The sequence below is a fragment of the Sporosarcina soli genome, from assembly GCF_042655805.1.
GTDB classification, from domain to species: Bacteria; Bacillota; Bacilli; order Bacillales_A; family Planococcaceae; genus Sporosarcina; species Sporosarcina soli.
This window is the reverse complement of sequence record NZ_JBHSNO010000015.1, coordinates 255,662-279,743: the sequence shown is the minus strand read 5'-3', so window position 1 is coordinate 279,743 and position 24,082 is coordinate 255,662. Positions and strand designations below refer to the sequence as shown.

Sequence of the window (24,082 nt, the reverse complement as noted above, 5' to 3'; positions counted from 1 at the left end):
GGAAAGCCCCTTTGCGTGGTGTTGTTTTAATTTTGTTAACATCAAGCAAAAATCTGAAGTCTATCTATTTTTCGGTATAGTGTTCGAATGCTTATGCCTAATTCTTGTGCGACCTTTTTTTTTCCATTGTAGCTATTCCCATATTGTTTTAGTTTTCGCGCTATGACTTCTCTCTCTGCTTCAATCAGATCGGTGTTTGCGTTTATTTCAAGTTTAGGGCAAGGGATTTGCTCGATATTGAGATACGGTGGTAGTGATTTTCCAGATAATGTAGGTCCGGCTTCGATATTCATACTGTACTCAATGACATTTTCTAGCTCGCGAAAATTTCCTGGCCAATGGTAGGAAGATAGTTTACTCATATATTCTTCGGATACTGATTGAATGTATCTACCTGTACGTACTTGTAATTTTTCAATGATGTTCGTTACAAATAACTCTAAATCACTAAATCTTTCTCTTAGAGGGGGAATGGTGATTGGAATTACATTTAATCGATAAAATAAGTCGGAGCGAAATGATTTTTCGTCTATTAACTTTTCGAATGATTGGTTAGTTGCAGCTATTAGACGTACATTTACTTTTTTGGTTGATGTACCTCCGACCCGCTGTATGATGCCGTCTTGCAGTACTTTCAATAATTTTGGTTGTAGACTGAGCGGTAACTCGGCAATTTCATCTAAAAACAATGTTCCATTGTCAGCTAGTTCAAAATAGCCCATCTTGCCATTCTTTCTGGCATTTGTAAAAGCCCCCTCATCATAACCAAAAAGTTCACTTTCAAATAAATTCTCAGGAATCGTAGCACAGTTTAATTCTATAAAAGGTCCTTTTTTTACAAGGCTAGTTTGATGGATATGTTGAGCAAGGAAGCTTTTTCCTGTTCCGGTTTCCCCGGTAATTAATACGGTGGATGTGCTGTTTTGTATACTCCTTATCAGGTTTTTAATTTGTACAAAAGCCTCGCTATGTCCGAATAGGTAGTTTTGCTTTGTTTGGGCATTGATGTCCTTCGCATTCAGATCATCGGTATCTCTTAGTATAGAAACGATGATTTCCTTTAATTTCGAGAGCCATTCCGTATAATATGTCTTGTTTTCGACAAGAATATTTTCCATCGAAAAGCTGACAAAAGATAAATAGCCATATTTCTTGCCATTAATGACCATGTCTTGAATGAGTTCTGTTTTTGAAGGGCAATTATTAATAAAATGGCAACCCTCGCACATCTTCATTTCCCCAGGTTGATGTAATAGAGTCACATGTTTTCCAAATAACTCATTGAAAAATGGGGTGTATACTTTTTCTCCTTTTTGTCTTAAATATTCTTCTGTAGCAGCGATTAATTTCCCATCATTATTAAAACAAGCAATATCAACTTGAAGTAGACCGGAAAAGGCTTGTATAACTTTTGAAATCGAATTTAATAAAATCAAAGCAACATCCCCTCCTCTTTATCTAATTTCAATTTTATTCACGCAATTCAAAATAGTCAATAGGTGTGACAGTTTTAAACGTCATTTTTGTCACGAAATTGACATGAATGACACATGCAAAATAGAAAGTTACAAAAAAAGAATAATAAAGTAAGCGTTTACAATGTTTTTTGATTGATTTGAAATTTGGCATGGCAATTGCATTAGTATTGCTATACAAGTTACAGGGAGGGAAGAGGATAATTTCGGAGGAGAACAAAACGTCATGAGAGGCTGGAGATTATATGGAACTTTCAAAAGAAATGTTCATCATTCAGTAGAAGGTATACGAGGAAAGGCGGGGAGTTCATTTGAACTATGAAGAACTAATGGGAATAAAAAATAAGGTTGTTGCCATAACAGGTGCCGCTTCTGGAATTGGTTTAGCAACGGCGGAGTTATTCGCTGAGGCGGGTGCCACCGTGGCACTGATAGATATTAATGAGAATGAAGGAATAGATCGTGCAAATGAAATGAATCGCAACGGTCGAAAAGCAAAATTTTTTAAATGTAACGTAACCTCGGCAAATGAATGTGAAGAGGTCGTAGAACGAATTGAAGAGGAATTTGGAAAGATTGATGTCTTGTTTAATAATGCCGGGGTTATTAGGAGAAAATCAGTTGTTGAGCATTCAGAAGAAGATTGGGATCTAGTTTTGAATGTTTCTTTAAAAGGAGCTTTTTTACTATCAAAATATGTAATTCCTGTCATGGAAAAGAATGGTGGAGGAAATATTATTAATACGGGTTCTGGCTGGGGACTAAAGGGAGGAGATGTTGCAGCCTCTTATTGTGCAGCAAAAGCAGGTGTGGTCAATTTGACGAAAGCGATGGCAATTGATCATGGAAAACAAAATATCCGTGTCAATTGCATTTGTCCAGGGGATACAGATACACCTTTGTTGAGGGATGAGGCCAAGCAGCTGCAGCATGAAGAAGCCTCCTTTTTAGCATCTTCAGCGGGAGATCGCCCGCTTGAAAGGATTGGAACACCGCAGGATATTGGAAAAGGTGTTCTCTTTCTCGCGAGTGATATGGCCTCCTGGGTTACAGGAACAGTATTAACGGTAGATGGCGGAGGGTTAGCTTAAAAAATTAGTTTGGAGGAGAAAATCGATGAGTGAAAACGTGAAAGTAGTCCATCCATATATCCCAAATACAGTACCGGAAGTACAAGAAGAAATGCTGAGAGACATTGGCGTAAAAACAATTGAAGAGTTATTTAATGGGATTCCAGAAGAGTTGCAGTATAAAAAGGAGATGAACATTCCCAAATCCCTTTCCGAGCATGAACTAAGGCGATATATTGATGGAATTATGGAGAAGAACGTTAGTACGAAAGAATATTTGAATTTTTTAGGAGCAGGTTGCTGGAATCATTATGTTCCTGCAGTTTGTGATGAGGTCAATCAGCGCGCCGAATTTTTAACAGCCTATGCTGGTGATCCATATGAGGATCATGGAAGGTATCAAGCGTTATTCGAGTACCAAAGCTTAATGGCTGAATTGGTGGATATGGATGTGGTCAATGTACCAACGTTTGATTGGGCGCAGGCTGCTGCAACATCGATACGAATGGCTAGTCGAATTACAGGTCGTAATGAAGTGCTGCTTCCGAAAACAATCTCTCCGGATCGATTGACGGTCATTGAAAATTATTGTTCACCACATATAAGCGTCATTCTCGTAGACTATCAAGAAGGTTCCGGTCAAATCAATTTGACGGATCTTGAAAGTAAATTATCGGCCAATACTGCGGCGGTTTACTTTGAAAATCCTTCCTATTTAGGATTCATTGAAACGCAAGGCCAAACGATCAGCAAGTTGGCGAAAGGACAGGGAGCACTTACGATTGTTGGCGTTGACCCAAGCTCATTGGGCGTACTATCTCCTCCAAGCCATTATGGAGCCGATATTGTTTGTGGCGATCTTCAGCCGCTTGGGATGCATATGAATTATGGCGGTGGTCAGTCCGGTTTCATCGCTTCCCACGATGATATAACGGTTGTTCAAGAGTATCCTTCTAGATTATTTGGAATTGCCCCTACAGTTGTGGAAGGGGAATATGGTTTCGGAGATGTCTTCTATGACCGTACATCCTTTGCTTTACGAGAGAATGGGAAAGAATCGGTAGGGACACAAACAGCCCTTTGGGGAATTACGGCGGGCGTTTATTTATCATTATTAGGTCCGAAAGGAATGCTTGAGCTTGGAAAAACGATCATGCAGAAATCGCAATACGCGATGGATCAGCTTGGGAACATCCCGAATGTTGTGGCATCCCGATTCGACTCGACAAACTATAAAGAATTCGTAGTTGATTTTTCCCGAACAGGTAAATCCGTTCAGGCGATTAATCAATACTTATTGGAAAACGGAATTTTTGGCGGGAAGGATCTATCGGAAGAATTCCCAGAACTAGGTCAAAGTTCGTTGTTTTGTATTACAGAAATTCATTCAAAAGAAGATATTGATCGGCTCGTACATGCAATCCAGCAGTGCTTGGATGCCAACTAAAGAACTTAAGAAGGGATTGGGATAGATGCAGAAAATTAATCGAGATCACAAAGTGAGAAACTTCCATCAAGCGAAATGGGATGAGCCCATTATATTCGAACTTCATAAAAGTGGAGAACGAGGTACTACACTTCCGCTCGTGGAGGAAGAAATTGTGAATCATGTTGGCGATGGGATTTCAGCAATTCCACAAGAGATGGTTCGAACAAAAGCGCCTCGTCTACCAGAAATTTCGCAAAATAGGGTGCTGCGTCATTATTTGCGATTGTCACAAGAAACATTAGGCGCAGCATTCAATGTCGAAATTGGACAAGGAACATGTACGATGAAATACTCCCCTAAAATTAATGAGACATTCGCTGCATCTCCGAAGATGACAGAGCTTCACCCCTTGCAGGATGTAAGTACAGTGCAAGGAATTCTTGAAGTAACGCATAAATTAGACCTTTGTATGCGAGAAATTTCAGGTATGGACCATTTTTCTTTCCAGCCAGGGAGCGGGACACAATCGTTATTCGCGATGGCCTCCATCGTTCGTGCCTATCACGATGCTAATGGAGAAGGGGATCAGCGGGATGAAATTATTACAACTATTTTTTCTCATCCTTCACAAGCCGCAACTGCTGCTGTAAAAGGTTATAAGATTATTACATTGCATCCAGATAAGGACGGTTTCCCGGATATCGAGCGGTTAAAAGAAGTCGTTTCGGAAAGAACTGCTGGATTTGTTGTAGCGAATCCAGAAGATACGGGAATTTATAATACACGCATCAAGGAGTTTACAAAAATCGTTCATGATGCAGGGGGCATTTGTTATTATGACCAAGCGAATGCCAACGGATTGTTAGGCATTACACGCGCTAAAGAAGCAGGTTTTGATATGTGTTTCTTTAATCTGCATAAAACTTTTTCAACACCACATGCTTGCGGGGGACCAGCAACAGGTGCTTTGGGAGTTGTCGATAAGCTGAAAGAATTCCTACCAGGTCCGATTGTTGAACAGCAGGATGGAAAATATATTTTAAATCATAACTTAAAGAATAGTATTGGAAAGGTTCGGTCATTCCAAGGGGTACCGCAAACCGTGTTGCGTGCTTATGCGTGGGTTCGAGCCCTTGGAGCAGAAGGTCTAAAAGATGTAGCGAAAATCGCTGTATTAAATAATAACTATTTGTATCATAACATCCAGAAAATTCGTGGTGCGAGTGCTCCGTATATTAAGGGTCAAAGACTTGAGCAGGTTCGATATAGTTGGGAGCAGCTAACGAAAGAAACAGGTGTGACAACGGATGATGTTTCACGTCGAATGGCTGATTTTGCCCATCATTATTGGTCTAGTCATCATCCATTTATCGTTCCGGAGCCTTTTACACTTGAACCAACTGAATCACTTTCCAAAGCGGATCTGGATGAATATATCGCATCATTGGAACATATTTCAAACGAAGCTTATACAAATCCAGAAAAAGTGAAAAACGCCCCTCATAATAGCACAATCCATCGTGTGGATGAACAGGATTACTTTGAAAATCCGGAAAAATGGGCTATTTCGTGGCGCTCCTATTTGAAAAAAGCGAAGCAGGCAGAAACGGTAAAATCCTAATGAATGTCCATCAGTGAGGAAAACCCCTCACTGATGGAAAATCATGTAGTAGAAAAAATCATAGGGGAAGTGGAGAAATGAAAAGGAAGTTTACGAGGCTAGCTCTTTTTACATTCTCTTTATGTCTAATTATTTTCGCTGCTGGATGTGGAAAAGCTACATCTGGAGAGACGGTGAATGATAAAGAAAAGCAATTGGTAGTAGGGACAGATGCAGTCACCCCTCCATTTGTCTATATGGATAAGGGGCAGCTTGTCGGATTTGATGTAGATCTGATTCAAGCGATTTTAGACGAAGCAGGCTATCACTATAAAGTGGAAAATGTCGGTTGGGATCCTCTATTCGCTTTAGTCGATAATGGAGAAGTGGATATTGGAATGACTTCGATAACGATAACAGAAGATCGAAAACAAACCTATGACTTTGCGGATCCGTATTTTGAATCGAAACTGATGATTTTAGCGAAGGAAGGCACGGATATTAAAAATGCTATGGATTTGAAAGGTCGAAAAATCGGCGTACAAAATGCAACAACGGGGCAAATCGCAATTGAAAAAATAGTCGGTGCAAATAATTCATCCGTCTTTAAGTATGAAACACTCGGCGTAGCCTTTATGGCATTAAAGAACGGAGATATTGAAGCAGTGATCACAGATAATACGGTCGCAAATGAATATGTAAAAAATAATCCTAATGATAAATTTATAGCGATTTCGGATGATGAGAATTTTGAACCAGAATATTATGGCGTCATGTTTAAAAAAGGAAATGAATTTGTTGAAGAATTTAATCGCGCATTGAAAACGGTCGTCGAAAACGGAACATATGCCGAAGTTTACGAGAAGTGGTTTGACGTTTCTCCGGATGTAGAAATCATTCAATCCCTTTCAACGGCAAAGTAGTGTGTGTAAGGAGAAACAAGTAAAAGAAATATCGACGTCTCGATAAGCTGAAATGGTACGAGAATGGGGTGGGGATTTGGACTTTCGATTCGATATTATTATTGAATATTTACCTTTTTTATTAAAAGGATTACTGTTTACGCTCGGATTATCAGTAGGTGGGATTCTTATTGGGAGCGTGCTCGGTTTTTTTATAGCACTCGGGAAGATGTCGAAAGTGAAGCTAGTGCGTATCCCTTTTATTTGGTACATTAACTTTTTCCGAGGGACGCCGCTACTCGTTCAATTATTTCTTATTCACTTCGGACTAATGCCATTGCTGATGTCACCCGTTAGTACAGTTGTATCAGCGTTAGTTGCTTTATCGTTAAATTCTGCAGCATATGTCGCAGAAATTTTTCGTGCTGGCATTCAGTCCATTGAGAAGGGGCAGGATGAAGCAGCTCGCTCCCTTGGAATGAGTAGCAGGATGTCGATAATGCATATCATTTTTCCTCAGGCATTTAAACGGATGATTCCTCCATTGGGAAATGAGTTTATTGTTTTGATCAAAGATTCCTCATTGGCTGCGATTATCGCCGCACCGGAATTGATGTATTGGGGACGAGCGGCATCAGGACAATACTTCCGAATTTGGGAGCCTTATTTGACAGTAGCATTCACATATTTGTTAATCACACTGACGCTTACTTATGTACTGAATAATATTGAGAGGAGGTTGTCGAACGCATGATTAAAGTAAAAAACTTAAAAAAGTCATTTGGTGAAGTCGCTGTGTTAAAAGATATCAATATGGAAATCAGTAAAAAAGAGGTCGTGGTGGTGATTGGTCCCTCAGGATCGGGAAAGTCGACGTTCTTACGCTGTTTAAACAAACTGGAGGAAACAACTTCAGGTACGATTCGTATCAATGATATTGATTTGACAGATAAAAAAGTGAATATTAATCATATCCGTGCAGACATCGGGATGATCTTTCAACATTTTAATCTGTTTCCTCATAAAACAGTTCTGGAAAACATCACCTTGGCTCCGATGAAGATACGGAAAAAAGGGAAAGCGGAAGCAGAAAAATTGGCCTATCAATTACTGGAAAAGCTCGGGTTATCCGATAAGGCACAAGTGTATCCCGATTCATTATCGGGGGGGCAAAAACAGCGAATCGCCATCGCGAGATCATTGGCGATGGAGCCAAAAGTTATGTTATTTGATGAACCAACTTCAGCACTGGATCCAGAAATGGTCGGGGAAGTGTTAGCGGTTATGAAGGAATTGGCACAAGATGGTATGACAATGGTTGTTGTAACCCATGAGATGGGGTTTGCCCGTGAAGTGGGGGATCGGGTTGTTTTTATGGATGAGGGATATATCGTTGAGGAAGGGTGTCCAAAGACATTATTTTCCACTCCGAAACATGAACGAACAAAAGCTTTTCTTTCGAAAGTGCTCTAGAGTGAAATGTATATCTATGAATTTCTGAATTATGAAATTAAAGGGGAGTTCACGATGAAAAGAAAAGGCAAATGGGTGTTAACCTCAATACTATCACTGATTTTCATTCTATTACTCGGAGCTTGTTCAGGGAATACGTCCGGTGAAAAAGTCGAAGTGTCAGGACCGGATACAAAAGAAGACGCTTCGTCTGAAAATCTGAAACTTGTTCATGATGGAAAGTTAACCTTTGCAATGAGTGGTTTACTGAAACCATTAAACTATAAAGATAATAATGAATTGGTTGGCTTTGATGTGGAAATCGGTACTGAAATTGCAAAACGAATCGGATTGGAACCGAATCCGGTAACAAACCCGTGGGAGACAATTAATCAAGGGCTAAAAGGAAATAAATACGATGTCATTATTGGAAGTATGACTGCTACTGAGGAGCGTTTAAAACAAGTTGATTTTTCAGATCCCTATTATATTTCCGGCGCACAAATTTTTGTAGCAGAATCAAATGATGCTTTTCAGACTACAGAAGATGCAAGTGGCAAAAAAATCGGTGTTATGCAAGCTAGCACGCACAAGGAAGTCGCAGAAACGATGACGGATGATGTGAAGGGCTATCCAAGTGAAATATACGCTTTGCAAGATTTAGTTCCTGGGCGTATTGATGCAGTTATAACGGATAAAATCGTTGGCGTGTCGGCAATCAATGAACAAGGATTGAAGATTAAACTTGTAGGAGATGTTTTAAATCGGGAAGAGATTTCAGTTGCGATCAATAAAAACCATGACGTATTACTCGAAAAAATTAATGAAGCCATTGCCGAAATGATCGCAGATGGCACCTATGAGGAAATAAGTATGAAGTGGTTTGGGCTAAACATAATGGAAAACTGATCAGGCTTATAGAAAGTTAACTGAATTGAAGGAGCTAACTTACTATGAATTTTATAGAGAGTATTCTATCCATTATTCAAAAACATGGTTTGGCTTTTTTACAAGCAACAACAACAACCATTTCCATTACGGCGATTTCTTTAGTTATTGCAACAGTAATAGGATTGGTATTTGCTTTTTTTAAAGTATCAAATATTTGGTTTCTCCAAAAACTAGCGGATCTATACATTTTTATCGTTCGGGGTCTTCCTTTAATCGTGCTGATTATGTTTTTGTACTATGGGATTTCAAGTGTTATTGTCTTGAGTGATTTTACAGCTGGTGCGGTTGCATTAGGCATTCATTCAGGAGCTTATTTAGCGGAGATTTTTAGAGGGGCGATTCAATCTGTCGATAAAGGACAGGCAGAAGCTGCACGTTCGTTAGGGATGTCGGTGCCGTTAACAATGGGGACGATTATTCTGCCCCAAGCATTTAAACGTGCCATTCCGGCATTGGGCAACCAATTTATTATTGGATTGAAAGATTCTTCACTCGTTGCCTACATTGCGGTTACCGAATTATTCAGTCATGCACTCACTGCTTCGGCTGAAAACTATATGCCATTTGAGACATATCTTGTTGTAGGATTCTATTACTTAATGCTTGTCCTGATTTTCACAGTTATTTTATCAAAAGTTGAAAAGAAATTAGATGTAGAAGGTCCTAAGAGAAAGAAAGTTTTGGGTAAAGTAGTCTAACCTTAACTTGATTGAACGGGCAATAAGGGTATGCACAATTATGAAAAGAAAGGAAGTATGAATAGATGATCGCTACAAGAAACGAGGTTTTGCGTTTAACGGATGAGTTAGTTCGTGTGAAAAGCGTCGTAGATACACCGGGGGAAATTGATGCAGCAAATAAGTTATATGCTTTCATTTCATCTATCCCTTATTTCAAAGAGAGACCCAATCAGCTCATTCAATCAAAAACTGTAGATGATGAGTTTGACAGATATAATGTTTTAGCGTACGTAGAGGGAACAAAAGATGTAACTAACAAAAAAACGCTGATTTTAATGGGACATTTAGATACGGTAGGAATTGAGGATTATACAAATTTAGAAGATGTTGCTTGTTCACCCACAGAGTTAATGGAAAGGCTTAAGGACGAACTGCTACCAGATTTGGTAAAAGAACAACTGCTTTCAGGTGAATGGTATTTTGGGCGCGGGGTTCTCGATATGAAAAGTGGCGTCGCTAGCCATTTATCGTTATTAAAATATTATGCCGAGCATCCGGAGGAGTTATCTGGTAACCTCATATTCTTCTCAGAGTGTGATGAGGAAGTTAGTTCAAAAGGAGTTTTATCCGGGCTAAAGGATCTGAAAAAGTGGAAACAAGAACATGGATTTGAATATATCGGATTAATCAATTCTGATTTTGTCGCACCCTTACATGAAGAGGATGTGAATCGATATATTTACAAGGGGACAGTGGGCAAACTTCTCCCATCGTTTTTTATTACAGGTGCCGAAACACATGTTGGATCTTCTTTTGAAGGTTTAGATCCGAACTATATTGCAGCAGAATTGACAAGACAGATCAGTTACAATCCGGATTTGTGTGATCGTCACTTAGGTGAAACACCGGCTCCACCTGTTTCACTGAAGCAAACGGACTTTAAGCCGAATTATACCGTTCAAACTGCTCTATCTGCCTATGTGTATTTCAACTTTTTTGTCCAATCATGGTCTCCAAAAGATGTTCTAAATAAATTGGTCGAGCAAGCAGAAATCGCTTTTGAAAGCGCTGTCAACTCATTGAATAAACGCTATGAAAGATTTTGTGAAATTAGCGAGCAGCCCTATAAACCATTGCCATGGAAACCGAGAGTGATTTTATATGAAGACATGACAAAACAATTAAAACAAGAGCATGGAGAACAATTTATTCAGCATATGATTTCGTTTAAATCCGAACTATTACAAGATAAAAGTCTAGATACTCGAATGTTTGCTGCAAGAGTGGTTGAAGAAGAGTGGAAGTGGATGAAGGATAAAAGCCCTGCCATCATTTTGTTTTACTCATCCCTCTATTCGCCGTGCCTTGACTTGACGGGTAAAGACGACAAAGAAGTAAATTTGGAAGCAGCGCTTGTGGAGGCAATTGAGACGATTCAACCTGAGTATGCTCATCCAATTGTTACAAAAAACTATTTCCCCTTTATATGTGATATGAGCTGTGTGGCTATAAAAGATGACGAAGAAGGGATACGTGCCGTAACGGAAAATAATCCGGGCTGGGGAACTAAACATTACGTAGATTACCAAGATATACGGGACATTAACGTTCCAGCAATCAATATTGGACCATACGGTTATGATGGTCATAAGCGTTATGAAAGAATGGAAATTGAGTATTCTACCGTGGTCGTTCCTAAAATTACAAAAGAAGTCATTCGCCGCTTGATCGGTTGACCAATAACTAATCGTAGTAGACGAAGGAAGAGTGTTCTTCACTTCCAGCAACAAAGTTATAGTATAAACGCTGTAGATTAAACAAAGGGGATGGATTTTAAATGGGAAAGTATCAAGATAGTTTATGTGATAAACGTGTTGTGATAACAGGTGGTTCCAGTGGAATTGGATTGGCGACTGCCATTCGATTCGCAAACGAAAAAGCGAATGTCACGATTATAGACAACAATCAAGATTCATTGGAAAAGGCTTTAAAAGAGCATTCAACCATTAAAAATGGTGTTGTTGCAGATGTGAGCTGTCATGAAAGTGTAAGTGAAGCATTTCTTCAGATTGATCAATTGGCAGGCGGAGTGGATGTTCTCGTTGCAAATGCAGGAATTAGTGTCAGGAATAAATTTATCGACATCACTCCTGAACAATGGAATAAAGTGTTGGGCATTAATTTAAACGGCATTTTTTTCACTGCTCAAGAAGCGGCGAAAAGGATGTTGGATCAAGGGCACGGCGTGATTTTAATGACGGCCTCTACAAATGGCGTGGTTGGTCACCCAAATTATGCCGATTATAATGCTTCCAAAGCTGGTGTGAATCTATTAGCACGTACAATGGCTCTTGAACTTGCCCCAACCATTCGTGTGAATGCGGTATGTCCGGGATATGTACTGACGCCGATGCAAATTGCAGAGTATAGTCCGGAAGCATTGGAACAGGTCAATGAAGGAATCCCATTAAAACGGCATGCACAACCCGAGGAAGTTGCCGCGTTATATGCTTTTTTAGCATCTTCTGAAGCGAAGTATATTACAGGACAACATATTCCGATTGATGGTGGGGAATTGGCATGATTTTTAGCATTGGTTGCTGAGATTGGTCATGGTAGCAGCTGAGAAACATGGGAGCGTTTGTTTATTTACAACTGTTTTATGAAAAATAGCAGCTTGAACATATGAGTAGCGAAAATTTGATTTATTGTGTGTCTGTGTCTACCTTTGAGGCACAGGCATTTTTGAGTGATTCCGTAGCAATACAGAATTAAATCTGCAGGCAAATGCCAAGTGTTTTTTTGTTATTTGTGATATAATATAGGGACTAACAATTAGGGGTGTTGTAGATGAGAGCAATGGACTCGCACCGTTATGATCGCGAAAAACAGGTTTGCTTTGCAGTTGGTATGGCTGCGATTGATGGTGGAAAACCTACTGATTTTACGCAACGATTGTTGGATGATTATACCGAGGGGCGAATTTCTGCTTCGGGTCTACGGCAAGCCGTTCTTGAAAAATATGCAAAGGTTAGTCGATGAATCTTATGGATCCATATCTATATGATGATGTACCTATAGTAAGGAATTTACTTGGTATCAAAAATGAAGAAGAACTTATAATCGTAGAGGCACAAATTTTGATTGCCAGCTTACTGGATATCGACTCCTTATTGCGGGAAGTCGATTTTTTTGATATCTCTAGCATCCAAAAAATTCATTATCATTTGTTTTCCATGATTTACGATTGGGCCGGTGATTTTAGGAAGGTCAATATTCAAAAAGGCGAAAGAGTCTTAGCTGGTATGAGTGTACAATACAGTGATTATAAAAATATCCCGAAAGATCTTATTGCTGTTTATGAGTGGGCGGCTGATGTGAAGTGGAACCATCGTAATCCTGATTTGGCAGCAGATTTTTCTCAGTTCATGGCTAAGCTTTGGAAAATACACCCTTATCGAGAGGGCAATACCCGAACAGTTTCTATATATATGAAGTTTTTTGCGCAATCACAAGGACTTGATTTCAATGATCAGTTACTTTCGCAAAATGTCAGTTACCTTCGAGATGCTCTCGTCATGGCATCAATCGGAGAATACTCCGAAACACATTATTTAGAAAAAATTATTCATGAAGCTTTAGCTTCAAATAACCAACAACCTTTTCAATCTGAAAAATCCGAGCCAGCGAAATATACTTCAATCGGAGAATACGATGTTGCGGATTATCAAGAGATGCCTTTTTCGATACACAAAAAGACCAACAAAATGCCAGATGCCGAAGACTAAGAAAAGTACCAGGCCACAGACACGATTGTTGACAGTATAGGACATCTTATTAAAGTGCTAGTATGAACTTCATACGACTGATTTACGCCCTAGTGTTCAGAAATGAATGCTGGGGCTTTTGATATTTTCTGTTAGAAGTTGGCACTTGCATAAAATATAACCTAAAACCCTATACTAGCTGCCATTGACGGGCTCCGATTGATTGGTTATAAATACGCTACTCATAGGAACCGTCACAATATGGCTAGACAGGATAAGGGTGGTACTATTCCAATCATCAAACATGAAATTTCAATCCATGCGCCCATCCAAGTTTGTTTCGACCTTGCCAGGACTGTTGAAGTTCATGCAGGAAAAACGTTGCTGACGAAACAAATAGCCATTGATGGAGTTACGTTTGGATTGATGGAGCTTGGCGATTTTGTTACTTGGGAAACGATCCATTTGGGAATGAAACAAAAATTTTCGTCTAAAATTGTTGAAATGGTGAAGCCGTATAGATTCACCGATGCCATTGTTTATGGGGTCTTTCATACTTTTACACATACACATGAATTTATTGAAAGGGGTTCAGAAACAATTATGAAAGATACAATCTCATTTAAATCCCCTTTAGGCATTCTAGGAAAAGTGGCTGATCATTTATTTTTGAAAAGATATATGCGTCATTATATTGCCCATCAAGCCCAAAAGGTAAAAAGGGGTGCTGAAGCGACGAAATACTCATAAATGGACGAAAGTGATCAAAGAAAATAGAAGCATGATTATGATGCTCCCGTATTTTATTTAATGCCGGGGCTATTTGACGCTTACACGAATTTAAATGGGATATTGGCCTTTGAGGTATCTCCTTTATTACGTACAGTTATCCGCTTTTGTAAATTCTTCCATCCCGAAAAACGTTTGAAACTTTTCCCGAAAATCTCCGTCTGTACGTTGCTTAATGGACAATGGAGGTAAAGGTATATGGAAGATTTAAGGAGTCCTCAAAAAAGATATCGCCCGGAGATTGAAGGGTTACGTACGATTACGACGTTGTTAATCGTAATTTATCATATTTGGTTGGGAAGAGTATCGGGAGGCATTGATGTATTCTTTGTGTTATCAGGCTATTTGATTACGCTGTCTCTTCTATCGAGAGTAGAGAGAACGGGAACCGTGCAATATGGAGACTTTATAGTGGGACTTGGGAGAAGGCTTTTGCCGCAAGCTTTATTGGTCATCATCGTGATTGGAAGTCTAGCATTGCTGTTCTTGCCTCAGTTGGAATGGAGCTCGATCATTACACATATGACCGCGTCCACTCTCTATTTTGAAAACTGGCGTTTGGCGTTGGATGCGGTTGATTATTTAGCTCGCGATCATGCAACCAGTCCATTTCAACATTTTTGGTCACTCGGTGTCCAAGTGCAATTTTATATCCTTTGGCCGATTTTAATCACTTCCGTGTATTTTTTAGCTCGGAAAGTATTGAAGACACCGGTACGTAAAACTTTTTTGGTGGCATTGTTCGTCGTCTTTATCTATTCGATCTGTTATTCGATTTATCAAACAACAGTAAATCAGCCTTGGGCGTATTTTGATACGTTTGCGCGTATGTGGGAATTTAGCATAGGCGGTATGCTGGCATTGCTATCACCGTACTTACGGATGAATATATGGCTAAACACGGTGCTAGGTTGGCTTGGACTTTCCATCGTCTGTTTAACCGGCATCTTGCTTCCGGTATCAACGGGGTTCCCTGGTTATTTAGCGCTTGTCCCGATTAGCGGGGCATTATTGGTGTTAATCGCCACCGAAAATAGCACGAAGTTTGGCGTGGATCGATTGTTAAGAGTCAAGCCACTGACGTTTTTAGGCGGTCTCACTTATGGGGTCTTTTTATGGCATTGGCCTCTTTTAATCTTTTATCAGGCCACTGTGGATTTGGGAACTGTCCCGATTCTTGAAGGGAGTATTATCATTATGACGGCGGTTCTTTTATCGCTGCTCTCTACAAAGTTACTGGAAACACCCATTCTAAAGTTGGATAAAAAAAGAATGAAGGGGAGACTTGCGGCAGTCTTATGTGGACTGTTGATGGTAACAGGAAGTTCAATACTAGCCATTACAACGTATATTGAAAAGGTGAAGGCTGATGCGCTAATTATTAGCTATGACGAAAAAGATTTCCCAGGAGCGATGGCGGTCTATGAGAAGAGCGAGCCTCCAAAAGGTATCGTGCCCATTCCAGCATCGATCGATATTCAATTAGACCTTCCTTCCTTTTATGGGAATCCAAACTGTTTAGGGAAGGATAGTGTCAATGTAAAGAAATGTTCGTATGGGGTGGTAACGGATCCGAGCTATACGGTAGCATTGGTCGGTGGGTCGCATTCAGGGCATTGGTTTCCGGCACTGGAAGTTTTAGCGGAAGACCTGAACTTCCAGATTGACGTCTACAATCATGATGGTTGTCGATTTACGAATGAAGATCCAGAACATCACTTAACCCAAGCTTGTTTACAGTGGAATGAGAATTTGATCGAACACTTAAAAGCAGAACCGCCGGACTTGGTTTTCACGACGTCTACATTGAATAAGCGGAAGACAATCCCACCAGGTTACATGAATCAATGGAAAGAACTGGAGGGAATCACCACGGTATTTGCGATACGTGATAACCCTCGGATGAAGGAGAACATCCCAAGCTGTTTAGAAAAGAAGAACAACCCATTGAGTTGTGCAATTCCGAGGGATGAGGGAGTTTCGAAGGAAGTACCTTGGGAGAATACTGAGGGCATTCCTTCAAATGTGATATTCGCAGACCTCACGGATTACTTTTGTGATCAAACCACTTGTTCTCCGATTATCGGGAATATCATTGTGTATCGTGACGATAACCATATTACCGCAACGTATGCAAAAACATTAGCACTTCCTTTGAAGGAGCATTTGGAGCAGGCGTTGAGGAGTTTGGGTAGGTCTTAAAACGACTTGCTTGTTGAATTGTTCAGCAACTACTATCTCTTTCCATTTGCATAAAATAAAAGAAGAAGCCAACCATCTCTCATCATTTGGTTGGCTTCTTTCTGTATAAAATTGAGGAGATGCACATAAGAAAATTTAGTCAGGAAGAAGATAGTGAATATAGTGTGAGAAAAATTTAGGAAGGATACTTACAACCCCTTCACATCCAACCTACGAATAAATGTTACAAACGCATTCACAATATTCATTTCCATCGTTTCTTCATGATAGTACATCCATGTTTTCCGTGAAAGCGGCTCGCCTGAAGCATGATGCAATGGCTTGACGATGAGCTCAGGGTGTGGTCGTACAACTAAGTTGGCTAAAATCGCATAGCCAAGTCCATTGACAACCATTTCTTTACATGTTTCTACTTGGTTTACTTGAATATTGATATTCGGATTTTGTTTGTAATGACTATGCCACCATGTGTCAACAAGCGATCTCATGTTTTCGTCTGTATGATAATCAATCCGAGGTAAAGCCGGTAGATCGTCCCATTTGAATTCCCAAGGAGCAGCGACGCATATTTCCTCCTCATAAAGCAATTCTCTTGTTCCTCTCCAAGGATAATCCCCCTTAATAAAACTAAGATGGACATCATTATTTAAAATTAAGCGGTGCATTTCACTGCTCCAGCCGGTCACTACATTAAATTCGACATTCGGGTATTCCTGTTTAAAGAGACGTAATAATCTAGGCATTTTATTTAGCGCAAAGAAATTAGAAACACCGACTCGAAGTGTTCCTTCGACCTGGTTTTTCATATTATTGATTTTCTCCTCAATCATCCTTTGTTCATGTAGCATCTGCTTCGCATGCAAAGCAAGTTGCTCACCTTCTGGTGTGAAGGTGATACCTATCCGTTTCCGTATAATGATCTGGACCCCGTAATGGTCTTCTAGTTTTTTTATGCGTGCAGTTAATGTTGGCTGGGATACGAATAATTGCTGTGAGGCCTGAGTAATGTTTTCAGTCGAATATAAGGTAGCTAGCATTTCCCAATCTTGATAGTCCATAAATTGATTCCCTCAAATCTATTTTACTGTAAAAGTACATGAGTTATAGAAAAAAATGATGGCTAGCAATTACTATTATATATTTTCGTAATTTTCTAATCAACAGTATGATGTATATATAAGTTCAAAATAATGAATTTACTGATTAATAAAACTTGGTATTCGCCAGGCTTTTATAGCGAATGCCTCAGTTGCACGTATGTAGCGGAGGGAAGTTTATACTTTCCTACCTGCCAAATAATAAAGGGGGATTTTAATGACAACGGCAGAAAAGTTTGTACCTGGACTCGAAGGAGTTATTGCAGCGGAGACAGCGATTTCATTTCTCGATACGGAACAAGAAAAAATCATTATTAAAGGTCGTAATCTAATTGAACTATCCCAAACGAAAGATTATCTTGATGTGGTGCATCTTTTAATTGAAGGGCAATTACCTAGTCATACTGAAAAAGCGATATTGGAAGCAGCACTAAAGGAAAATTATGATGTTCCATCGACTGTGATCGAAGTTCTTAAATTATTACCGAAACAAACACATCCGATGGACGGGCAGCGGACAGGAATTTCTGTTCTAGCAGGTTTCGATAATCAGATCGATGACCGTTCACTTGAAGCAAATAAAAATCGTGCCTACCAGCTTATGGGGCAACTGCCAAATATTACAGTTAATAGTTTCCGAATTTTGAATGGGCAGGATGAAATGGTTCCAAATAAAGATTTATCATACAGTGCAAATTTCTTATATATGATTACAGGTAAGGTGCCAACGGAATTGGAAGCGGCGATTTTTGACCGATCCCTTCTATTATATAGTGAACATGAAATGCCAAACTCAACATTTACTGCACGAGTCATTGCATCAACACAATCTGATATTTACGGTGCACTCACTGGAGCAGTTGCTTCATTAAAAGGTAATCTACATGGAGGAGCCAATGAAGCGGTCATGTATATGTTGAAAGAAGCGAGCAGTGTCGAGGAATTTGAAAAAGTGATTTACAAAAGACTAGAACAAAAAGAGAAGATTATGGGCTTTGGTCATCGTGTTTACATGAAAAAGACGGACCCTAGAGCATTAATTATGAAGGAATCATTAAAGCAATTATGTGAAATTGATGGGGATACATCATTGCTAGAAATGTGTGAAGCAGGTGAAAAGATTCTCGAGAAGGAAAAGGGGCTCTACCCGAATTTAGATTATTATGCAGCGCCCGTATACTATAAACTTGGGATCCCAATCCCATTGTATACACCGATATTCTTCAGTGCGAGAACAGTAGGGCTATGTGCACATGTCATCGAACAACATGATCATAATCGATTATTTAGACCACGGGTAAATTATATTGGTGAAAGCTACTAAGGAAGACATCTATTATGACTGGGGAGGACGAGACGAATGTTAAAGATAGAAGAAGAAAAGAAAACAGATACTTTGCTAGAAGAAATTGCGGATTATGTATTAAATAAAAAGATTACGAGTGAAGAGGCACTTTCCACCGCTCATCATGTATTAATCGATACGCTTGGTTGTGGAATTTTAGCTCTTAGTTATCCAGAATGTACAAAATTACTTGGACCGATTGTACCCGGCACGACGGTTCCAAATGGGACGCGTGTACCAGGGACCTCTTATGTACTTGATCCTGTGCAAGGAGCATTCAATATCGGGGCAATGATTCGTTGGCTTGATTTTAATGATACGTGGCTTGCGGCGGAGTGGGGCCATCCGTCTGATAATTTAGGAGGCATTCTCGCTGTTGCTGATTATCTTAGTCAAGAGCGCATTAGCAAAGGGCAAGAACCACTGAAAATGTTAGAAGTGTTAGAAATGATGGTGAAAGCACATGAAATTCAAGGGATCCTAGCATTAGAAAATAGTTTGAATCGTGTCGGTCTTGATCATGTTTTATATGTGAAAATCGCAACAACAGCTGTCGTCACAAAGATGTTAGGGGGAAGCAAGAAAGAAATTATTAATGCTCTGTCCAATGCGTGGATCGACAATTCTAGCCTACGGACCTATCGCCATGCGCCAAATACGGGGTCAAGAAAATCATGGGCTGCAGGAGACGCAACAAGTAGAGCCGTACGTCTTGCACTGATGTCTTTGAAGGGCGAGATGGGCTATCCAACTGCATTAACAGCTCCAGGATGGGGGTTCCAAGATGTCTTATTTAATAAACAATCGCTTGTACTTAGCCAACCACTTGATAGCTATGTGATGGAAAATGTATTATTCAAAGTTTCATTCCCAGCTGAATTCCATGCACAAACCGCAGCAGAAGCAGCAGTAACACTACATCCTGAAGTGGTGAATCGTCTTGATGAGATTAATCAGATTACGATTACAACCCATGAATCTGCAATCAGGATTATCGATAAAACAGGTCCATTATATAACCCAGCAGACCGTGATCATTGCCTCCAATATATTACTGCGATTGGTCTGTTAAAAGGCGATATTCAAGCAGAACATTATGAAGATGATGTAGCAAGCGATCCAATTATTGACCAATTGCGTGACAAAATGGTTGTAAGAGAAAACAAAGCGTATACAAAAGATTATTTAGATCCAGCAAAGCGCTCGATTGCGAATTCAGTACAAGTCCATTTCAAGGATGGGACATCAACAGCAGATATCGAAGTTGAATATCCATTAGGTCATCGTTTCCGCCGTAACGAAGCGATTCCGAAAGTTTGCGAAAAATATGCAGCCAATATTGCAACCCATTATTCAGAGAAGCAGCGCAACCGATTGGTAAATGTGGGGAATGACTACGAAAGATTGATCGGAATGAATGTTAATGATTTTATGGAGTTGTTTGTTTAAATAATTGTGAGTTAACAGATAGTCAAAAGCGCGATTCATTCAACTTACATTCAGCGGGGGAGGGGACCACCCGCTGGATGAAGTTTCACTTTATAAGGGAGGGTATTTATTATGGCGTGGATTGTTGATCAACCAATCACACAAGCAGAATTAGCAAAGCAGTTTAAGGAACAAATCGCGACAGATGATATTTTACAAATTCCTGGTGCGCATGATGCAATGGCAGCACTTGTTGCAAAAAACGTCGGGTTTAAAGCTCTATATTTATCTGGAGCTGCATATACAGCAAGTAAGGGGTTACCTGACCTTGGCATTATCACTTCAACTGAAGTAGCAGAACGGGCAAGAGATCTTGTTCGCTCAACGAATTTACCCGTACTTGTTGATATTGACACGGGGTTTGGAGGCGTTTTGAATACTGCACGAACAGCTCAAGAAATGGTGGAAGCAAATGTAGCTGCCGTTCAAATTGAGGATCAAGATTTACCAAAGAAATGCGGTCACTTAAACGGGAAGAAACTCGTTACAGCTGAAAATTTGGTGCAAAAGATTAAGGTAATGAAGGAAGTTGCACCATCCTTACTCGTTGTTGCAAGAACGGATGCACGGGCTGTTGAAGGGCTCGATGCGGCGATTGAAAGAGCTCAAAAGTATGTCGAGGCTGGGGCGGATGCTATTTTCCCAGAAGCACTCCAATCAGAGGAAGAGTTCCGTTTATTTGCCGAGAAAATTGACGTACCACTCTTAGCTAATATGACGGAATTTGGGAAGACACCTTATTATTCAGCGCAAGAATTCGAAAAGATGGGTTTTCGAATGGTCATCTACCCAGTTACTTCACTTAGAGTAGCTGCAAAGGCATATGAGCGGATTTTTGGATTAATTAAGGAACAAGGCAGCCAAAAAGAAGGCGTACCAGATATGCAGACGAGAAAAGAATTATACGAAACGATCAGCTATGATGAATTTGAAGAATTGGATAATAGTATAGCGAAGACAGTGTTGTAAGAGGGAGAGTTTATCCGCCAACAGGAACTTGATTTAGAGTTTTTTTGATTACGTGAATTGGTTGTAATATTCGTATACAAATTGCTCATGATTTAGCAAGTAAGCCTCCACTTGGTATTCGGCTTGCAAAAGAAACTTTAAATGCTAAGAGAGGTGTCGATTATAAAACTGGTTTAAACAATGAAGCAACTTCCCGAATTACTTGCTAAAAACGAGAGGATTTATTGATTAATTTGGCGTACCAGATTCCAACACAATTTTAAATTGTTTAGAACCTGATACCTTTTTTATATTGGATTTCCAAAAAATTGTGGTATACCGGATTAGGCCCTCAATTTATTCCACCTCGAAAAACAAATAATAAGGTTGCGAATCGAGCTTCTTCAACTCCAATTGGAAGTCGAATTCCTCGTGCTCTTTTTCAGTCATAGGTATGACGTGGAAGGGGATGTTTTTGGAATGGGCTAGTTGTTTCATCCGATTTCCTTTCGATAGGCTGATGTCGTTGAGCCAAAGGCGATATGTAATTATTTCATCCTTTTCAGTCATGAAGATCAATCTCCACTCAAAAAAGGTTTTGTCAGACGGTCTTTTTGATCTAGCATATTTCACATGCGGTTGTACGGCAATCTGGGCAATCTCCTCATACGGCACAATCTGTTCTTCACCGTTCCAATGATGGGTTACCAGACCGTTGATTTCATGGATGCCGCGATAATCCGCCCACATCATATATTGATAGCTCACATATGCCCCTGTGACAACCACTGCAGCAATCGCGATAAACCTTCTTATTTTCCGTGTTGTTTCATAAAAAGGAAAGAGGAACAGCAGCAATAAGAGCAGGATAAACCCGATGGAAAGACCGCCGATGTAATCCGTAGAAGTGGATTCAAACAACAAAAAATAATTGTTGGAAAATGTCTGTTCTTTCAGATCCTCGTATCCTTCATAGGAAAGAAAGAGGGCGGGAACGATGCCAACAACATAGATATACGCCCAAATCCATCGAAGACCTTTTTGCTTCGCCTGCCACATATTGGTTCTCACTATATGACCAACCATATAAAGCGGCAGGCTAATGAAAAAAATGCCGAACAGCGAAGCTTTGTAATCCTCTCCGAGCGTGAGTAAACCGCCTAGTGCAATGAACAGGCTAAATATGATTAGTAAAATGCCGAAAATCCTTCTCATCTTTTCACCTCCCTTTCATCTACGTGAAAACCTGTCGGGAAGATTCAATAATACACACATAAATATGACGATAGAGCTCTCGTGTTTTAGTGGGGGAGCGCGAACAAATCAAAAAAGGAACACATGTACAAGTGACATGAGTTCCTTTCTTTGATACGTAAACGCATGTACGATTGACATGCGTTATACGTGCCATTTTTATGATATTCATTATCGCAAGAATATATATTTTTCTATACCCTGCAATGGTAGGATGGAGTCTAGTAAATTTAATTTCCATCGATAGAGCTTCTGACAGTTATCAGACTGTAACCTCATCATAGATTGACAATGTACGCTGAAGTGCATGCAATTGTTCGTCGTTCAAAGGAATCATCGGCAAACGAACGCCACCGACTTGAACTCCTTTTAGGTTCAATGCCGCTTTTAATGGTGATGGATTCGGAGCAGCAAAAAGTGCGTTCATCACTGGCAACAGTCTACGGTGATCTGAAGCCGCTTCTTTGATATTACCCATTTTGAAGTTTTTGATCATCGTTTGCATTTCATTGCCTATAATATGAGCTGCGACGGAAACAACACCTACGCCACCAATTGATAATACAGGGATCGTTAAGCCATCATCGCCACTGTACAAGGAAAAATCTGTCGGTGTCTGCTCAATGATTTCAGCCATTGCATCTAAATCGCCACTCGCTTCTTTAATGGCGACGATATTCGAAATTTCGGCAAGGCGCACGACTGTATCGACGGCAATATTGGCCATCGTTCGTCCTGGTACATTGTATAGCATGACAGGTAAAGAAGTGGCTGCCGCAATTGTTTGAAAGTGTTGGAACATCCCTTCTTGGCAAGGTTTATTATAATAGGGAGCGACGAGCATAACGCCGTCAACACCTATATCTTCTGCTAACCTTGTCAGTTCAACAGATTCCCTTGTATTGTTTGAACCCGTTCCAGCAATTACGGGCACTCTTCCATTGATGACTTTTACTACAAATTTGAACAATTGGACCTTTTCTTCAGTCGTTAAAGTCGGAGATTCTCCAGTTGTACCTGATACGACTAAACTATCTGTTCCATTGGCGATTAAATACTCAATCAAGTTCCTTGTCGCTTCAAAATCAATATCTCCGTGCTCATTAAAAGGAGTCACCATAGCTGTTACAATTTGTCCGAAATTCATCATTTCTCCACATCCTATCAATTATTTTAAATAAATAGAGGGAGAAGGGCAGCTTGTAAATCAACGCAAAAAGCAACAACGAAGGGTCGCTGCTGCAGTGAAATAATAGATTATTTCTTTGCATAAGATAGCCCTCCATATAGTTTCCTATATGACAATTCTGTGCTTATTCAACCCAGAACCAGCTTCGAGATAATGAGCTTCTCTCCACTTCGGCAAATCCCCCTTTTCACAATCTTCATAGGACCTCATTATCCTCTGATTGTGTACTAATGGTCTTTGCGCCTCTATCCTTACTTCAAGAGTTCGAAATAAGTAAATGTTTAATTACCCTCACTATATACGGAATTAGTTACAATTGCAAGTCGAAGATGGAATTATTCATTTAATTTTGAATAAAGTCGGCCTGAAGTAGTGTGATGGAATAAAAGGGATGCTGAAATTGGTGCGTGGATAGTTGTCATTCTATTTTACTTTTGAGAAAAG

The 24,082-nt window shown here is 39.9% G+C and carries 21 protein-coding genes and 1 riboswitch; of the genes, 17 read left to right on the top strand and 4 right to left on the bottom strand.

Translation table 11 applies throughout. The features are described 5' to 3' along the window. Window positions 1–41: 41 nt before the first annotated feature. The gene (locus ACFPRA_RS20330; RefSeq protein WP_381438760.1) at window positions 42–1,436 is read right to left on the bottom strand and encodes a sigma-54 interaction domain-containing protein; all 1,395 of its coding nucleotides are present in this window, start codon (window positions 1,434–1,436) and stop codon (window positions 42–44) included. Between the two features lie 368 nt (window positions 1,437–1,804). On the opposite strand from ACFPRA_RS20330, the gene ACFPRA_RS20325 reads away from it, so the two are divergent. The 14 genes from ACFPRA_RS20325 (at window position 1,805) to ACFPRA_RS20260 (ending at window position 16,317) form a co-directional block, all read left to right on the top strand. Continuing rightward, a complete protein-coding gene (locus ACFPRA_RS20325) occupies window positions 1,805–2,566 on the top strand; it encodes an SDR family NAD(P)-dependent oxidoreductase (protein WP_381438928.1) in 762 nt (253 codons plus the stop codon). A 25-nt stretch (window positions 2,567–2,591) separates the two neighbouring features. Beyond that, entirely contained in the window at window positions 2,592–3,992 is a 1,401-nt protein-coding gene (gene gcvPA, locus ACFPRA_RS20320; protein ID WP_381438758.1) for an aminomethyl-transferring glycine dehydrogenase subunit GcvPA, read from the top strand. A 25-nt stretch (window positions 3,993–4,017) separates the two neighbouring features. Next, entirely contained in the window at window positions 4,018–5,595 is a 1,578-nt protein-coding gene (gcvPB, locus tag ACFPRA_RS20315) for an aminomethyl-transferring glycine dehydrogenase subunit GcvPB (RefSeq protein WP_381438756.1), read from the top strand. Window positions 5,596–5,672: 77 nt separating this feature from the next. After that, the gene (locus ACFPRA_RS20310) at window positions 5,673–6,497 is read left to right on the top strand and encodes a basic amino acid ABC transporter substrate-binding protein (RefSeq protein ID WP_381438753.1); all 825 of its coding nucleotides are present in this window, start codon (window positions 5,673–5,675) and stop codon (window positions 6,495–6,497) included. Window positions 6,498–6,573: 76 nt separating this feature from the next. Then, complete coding sequence (locus ACFPRA_RS20305; protein ID WP_381438751.1) at window positions 6,574–7,230, top strand: amino acid ABC transporter permease; 657 nt, start codon at window positions 6,574–6,576, stop codon at window positions 7,228–7,230. Further along, window positions 7,227–7,949, top strand: coding sequence for an amino acid ABC transporter ATP-binding protein (locus tag ACFPRA_RS20300; RefSeq protein ID WP_381438749.1), 723 nt, complete (start codon window positions 7,227–7,229; stop codon window positions 7,947–7,949). The genes ACFPRA_RS20305 and ACFPRA_RS20300 overlap by 4 nt, the downstream gene beginning before the upstream one ends. A gap of 54 nt (window positions 7,950–8,003) precedes the next feature. After that, complete coding sequence (locus ACFPRA_RS20295; protein WP_381438746.1) at window positions 8,004–8,837, top strand: ABC transporter substrate-binding protein; 834 nt, start codon at window positions 8,004–8,006, stop codon at window positions 8,835–8,837. A gap of 44 nt (window positions 8,838–8,881) precedes the next feature. Next, window positions 8,882–9,577, top strand: coding sequence for an amino acid ABC transporter permease (locus tag ACFPRA_RS20290; protein ID WP_381438744.1), 696 nt, complete (start codon window positions 8,882–8,884; stop codon window positions 9,575–9,577). A gap of 65 nt (window positions 9,578–9,642) precedes the next feature. After that, window positions 9,643–11,295: a M20/M25/M40 family metallo-hydrolase gene (locus ACFPRA_RS20285; RefSeq protein ID WP_381438741.1), complete on the top strand. Its 1,653-nt coding sequence runs from the start codon at window positions 9,643–9,645 to the stop codon at window positions 11,293–11,295. Between the two features lie 101 nt (window positions 11,296–11,396). Then, on the top strand, window positions 11,397–12,143 hold the full coding sequence (locus ACFPRA_RS20280) for an SDR family NAD(P)-dependent oxidoreductase (protein WP_381438739.1): 747 nt from the start codon (window positions 11,397–11,399) through the stop codon (window positions 12,141–12,143). 266 nt (window positions 12,144–12,409) lie between these two features. Beyond that, a complete protein-coding gene (locus ACFPRA_RS20275) occupies window positions 12,410–12,601 on the top strand; it encodes an antitoxin VbhA family protein (RefSeq protein WP_381438736.1) in 192 nt (63 codons plus the stop codon). Then, window positions 12,598–13,347, top strand: a complete 750-nt coding sequence (locus ACFPRA_RS20270; RefSeq protein WP_381438733.1) for a Fic family protein — start codon at window positions 12,598–12,600, stop codon at window positions 13,345–13,347. The genes ACFPRA_RS20275 and ACFPRA_RS20270 overlap by 4 nt, the downstream gene beginning before the upstream one ends. A gap of 240 nt (window positions 13,348–13,587) precedes the next feature. Next, on the top strand, window positions 13,588–14,076 hold the full coding sequence (locus ACFPRA_RS20265) for an SRPBCC family protein (RefSeq protein ID WP_381438730.1): 489 nt from the start codon (window positions 13,588–13,590) through the stop codon (window positions 14,074–14,076). Window positions 14,077–14,313: 237 nt separating this feature from the next. Further along, a complete protein-coding gene (locus tag ACFPRA_RS20260; RefSeq protein ID WP_381438727.1) occupies window positions 14,314–16,317 on the top strand; it encodes an acyltransferase family protein in 2,004 nt (667 codons plus the stop codon). Window positions 16,318–16,505: 188 nt separating this feature from the next. Here the strand turns inward: ACFPRA_RS20260 and ACFPRA_RS20255 are convergent, their stop codons facing one another. Beyond that, window positions 16,506–17,375 (bottom strand): LysR family transcriptional regulator, encoded by an 870-nt coding sequence (locus tag ACFPRA_RS20255; RefSeq protein WP_381438725.1) that lies wholly within the window; start codon window positions 17,373–17,375, stop codon window positions 16,506–16,508. A gap of 256 nt (window positions 17,376–17,631) precedes the next feature. Between ACFPRA_RS20255 and mmgD the strand changes: the two genes are divergently transcribed. The 3 genes from mmgD (at window position 17,632) to prpB (ending at window position 21,216) form a co-directional block, all read left to right on the top strand. After that, complete coding sequence (mmgD, locus tag ACFPRA_RS20250) at window positions 17,632–18,738, top strand: citrate synthase (RefSeq protein WP_381438723.1); 1,107 nt, start codon at window positions 17,632–17,634, stop codon at window positions 18,736–18,738. Window positions 18,739–18,774: 36 nt separating this feature from the next. Further along, the gene (locus ACFPRA_RS20245) at window positions 18,775–20,208 is read left to right on the top strand and encodes a bifunctional 2-methylcitrate dehydratase/aconitate hydratase (RefSeq protein ID WP_381438721.1); all 1,434 of its coding nucleotides are present in this window, start codon (window positions 18,775–18,777) and stop codon (window positions 20,206–20,208) included. 111 nt (window positions 20,209–20,319) lie between these two features. Then, on the top strand, window positions 20,320–21,216 hold the full coding sequence (gene prpB / locus ACFPRA_RS20240) for a methylisocitrate lyase (protein ID WP_381438719.1): 897 nt from the start codon (window positions 20,320–20,322) through the stop codon (window positions 21,214–21,216). A gap of 336 nt (window positions 21,217–21,552) precedes the next feature. On the opposite strand, the gene ACFPRA_RS20235 is transcribed toward prpB, so the two are convergent. Both ACFPRA_RS20235 and dapA read right to left on the bottom strand, forming a co-directional pair. Beyond that, window positions 21,553–22,410 carry a hypothetical protein gene (locus ACFPRA_RS20235; RefSeq protein WP_381438716.1) on the bottom strand — a complete coding sequence of 286 codons (858 nt, stop codon included), beginning with the start codon at window positions 22,408–22,410 and terminating at the stop codon, window positions 21,553–21,555. A 301-nt stretch (window positions 22,411–22,711) separates the two neighbouring features. After that, entirely contained in the window at window positions 22,712–23,596 is an 885-nt protein-coding gene (gene dapA / locus ACFPRA_RS20230; RefSeq protein ID WP_381438926.1) for a 4-hydroxy-tetrahydrodipicolinate synthase, read from the bottom strand. Window positions 23,597–23,716: 120 nt separating this feature from the next. Then, window positions 23,717–23,894, bottom strand: a riboswitch (Lysine riboswitch). Between the last annotated feature and the right edge of the window lie 188 nt (window positions 23,895–24,082).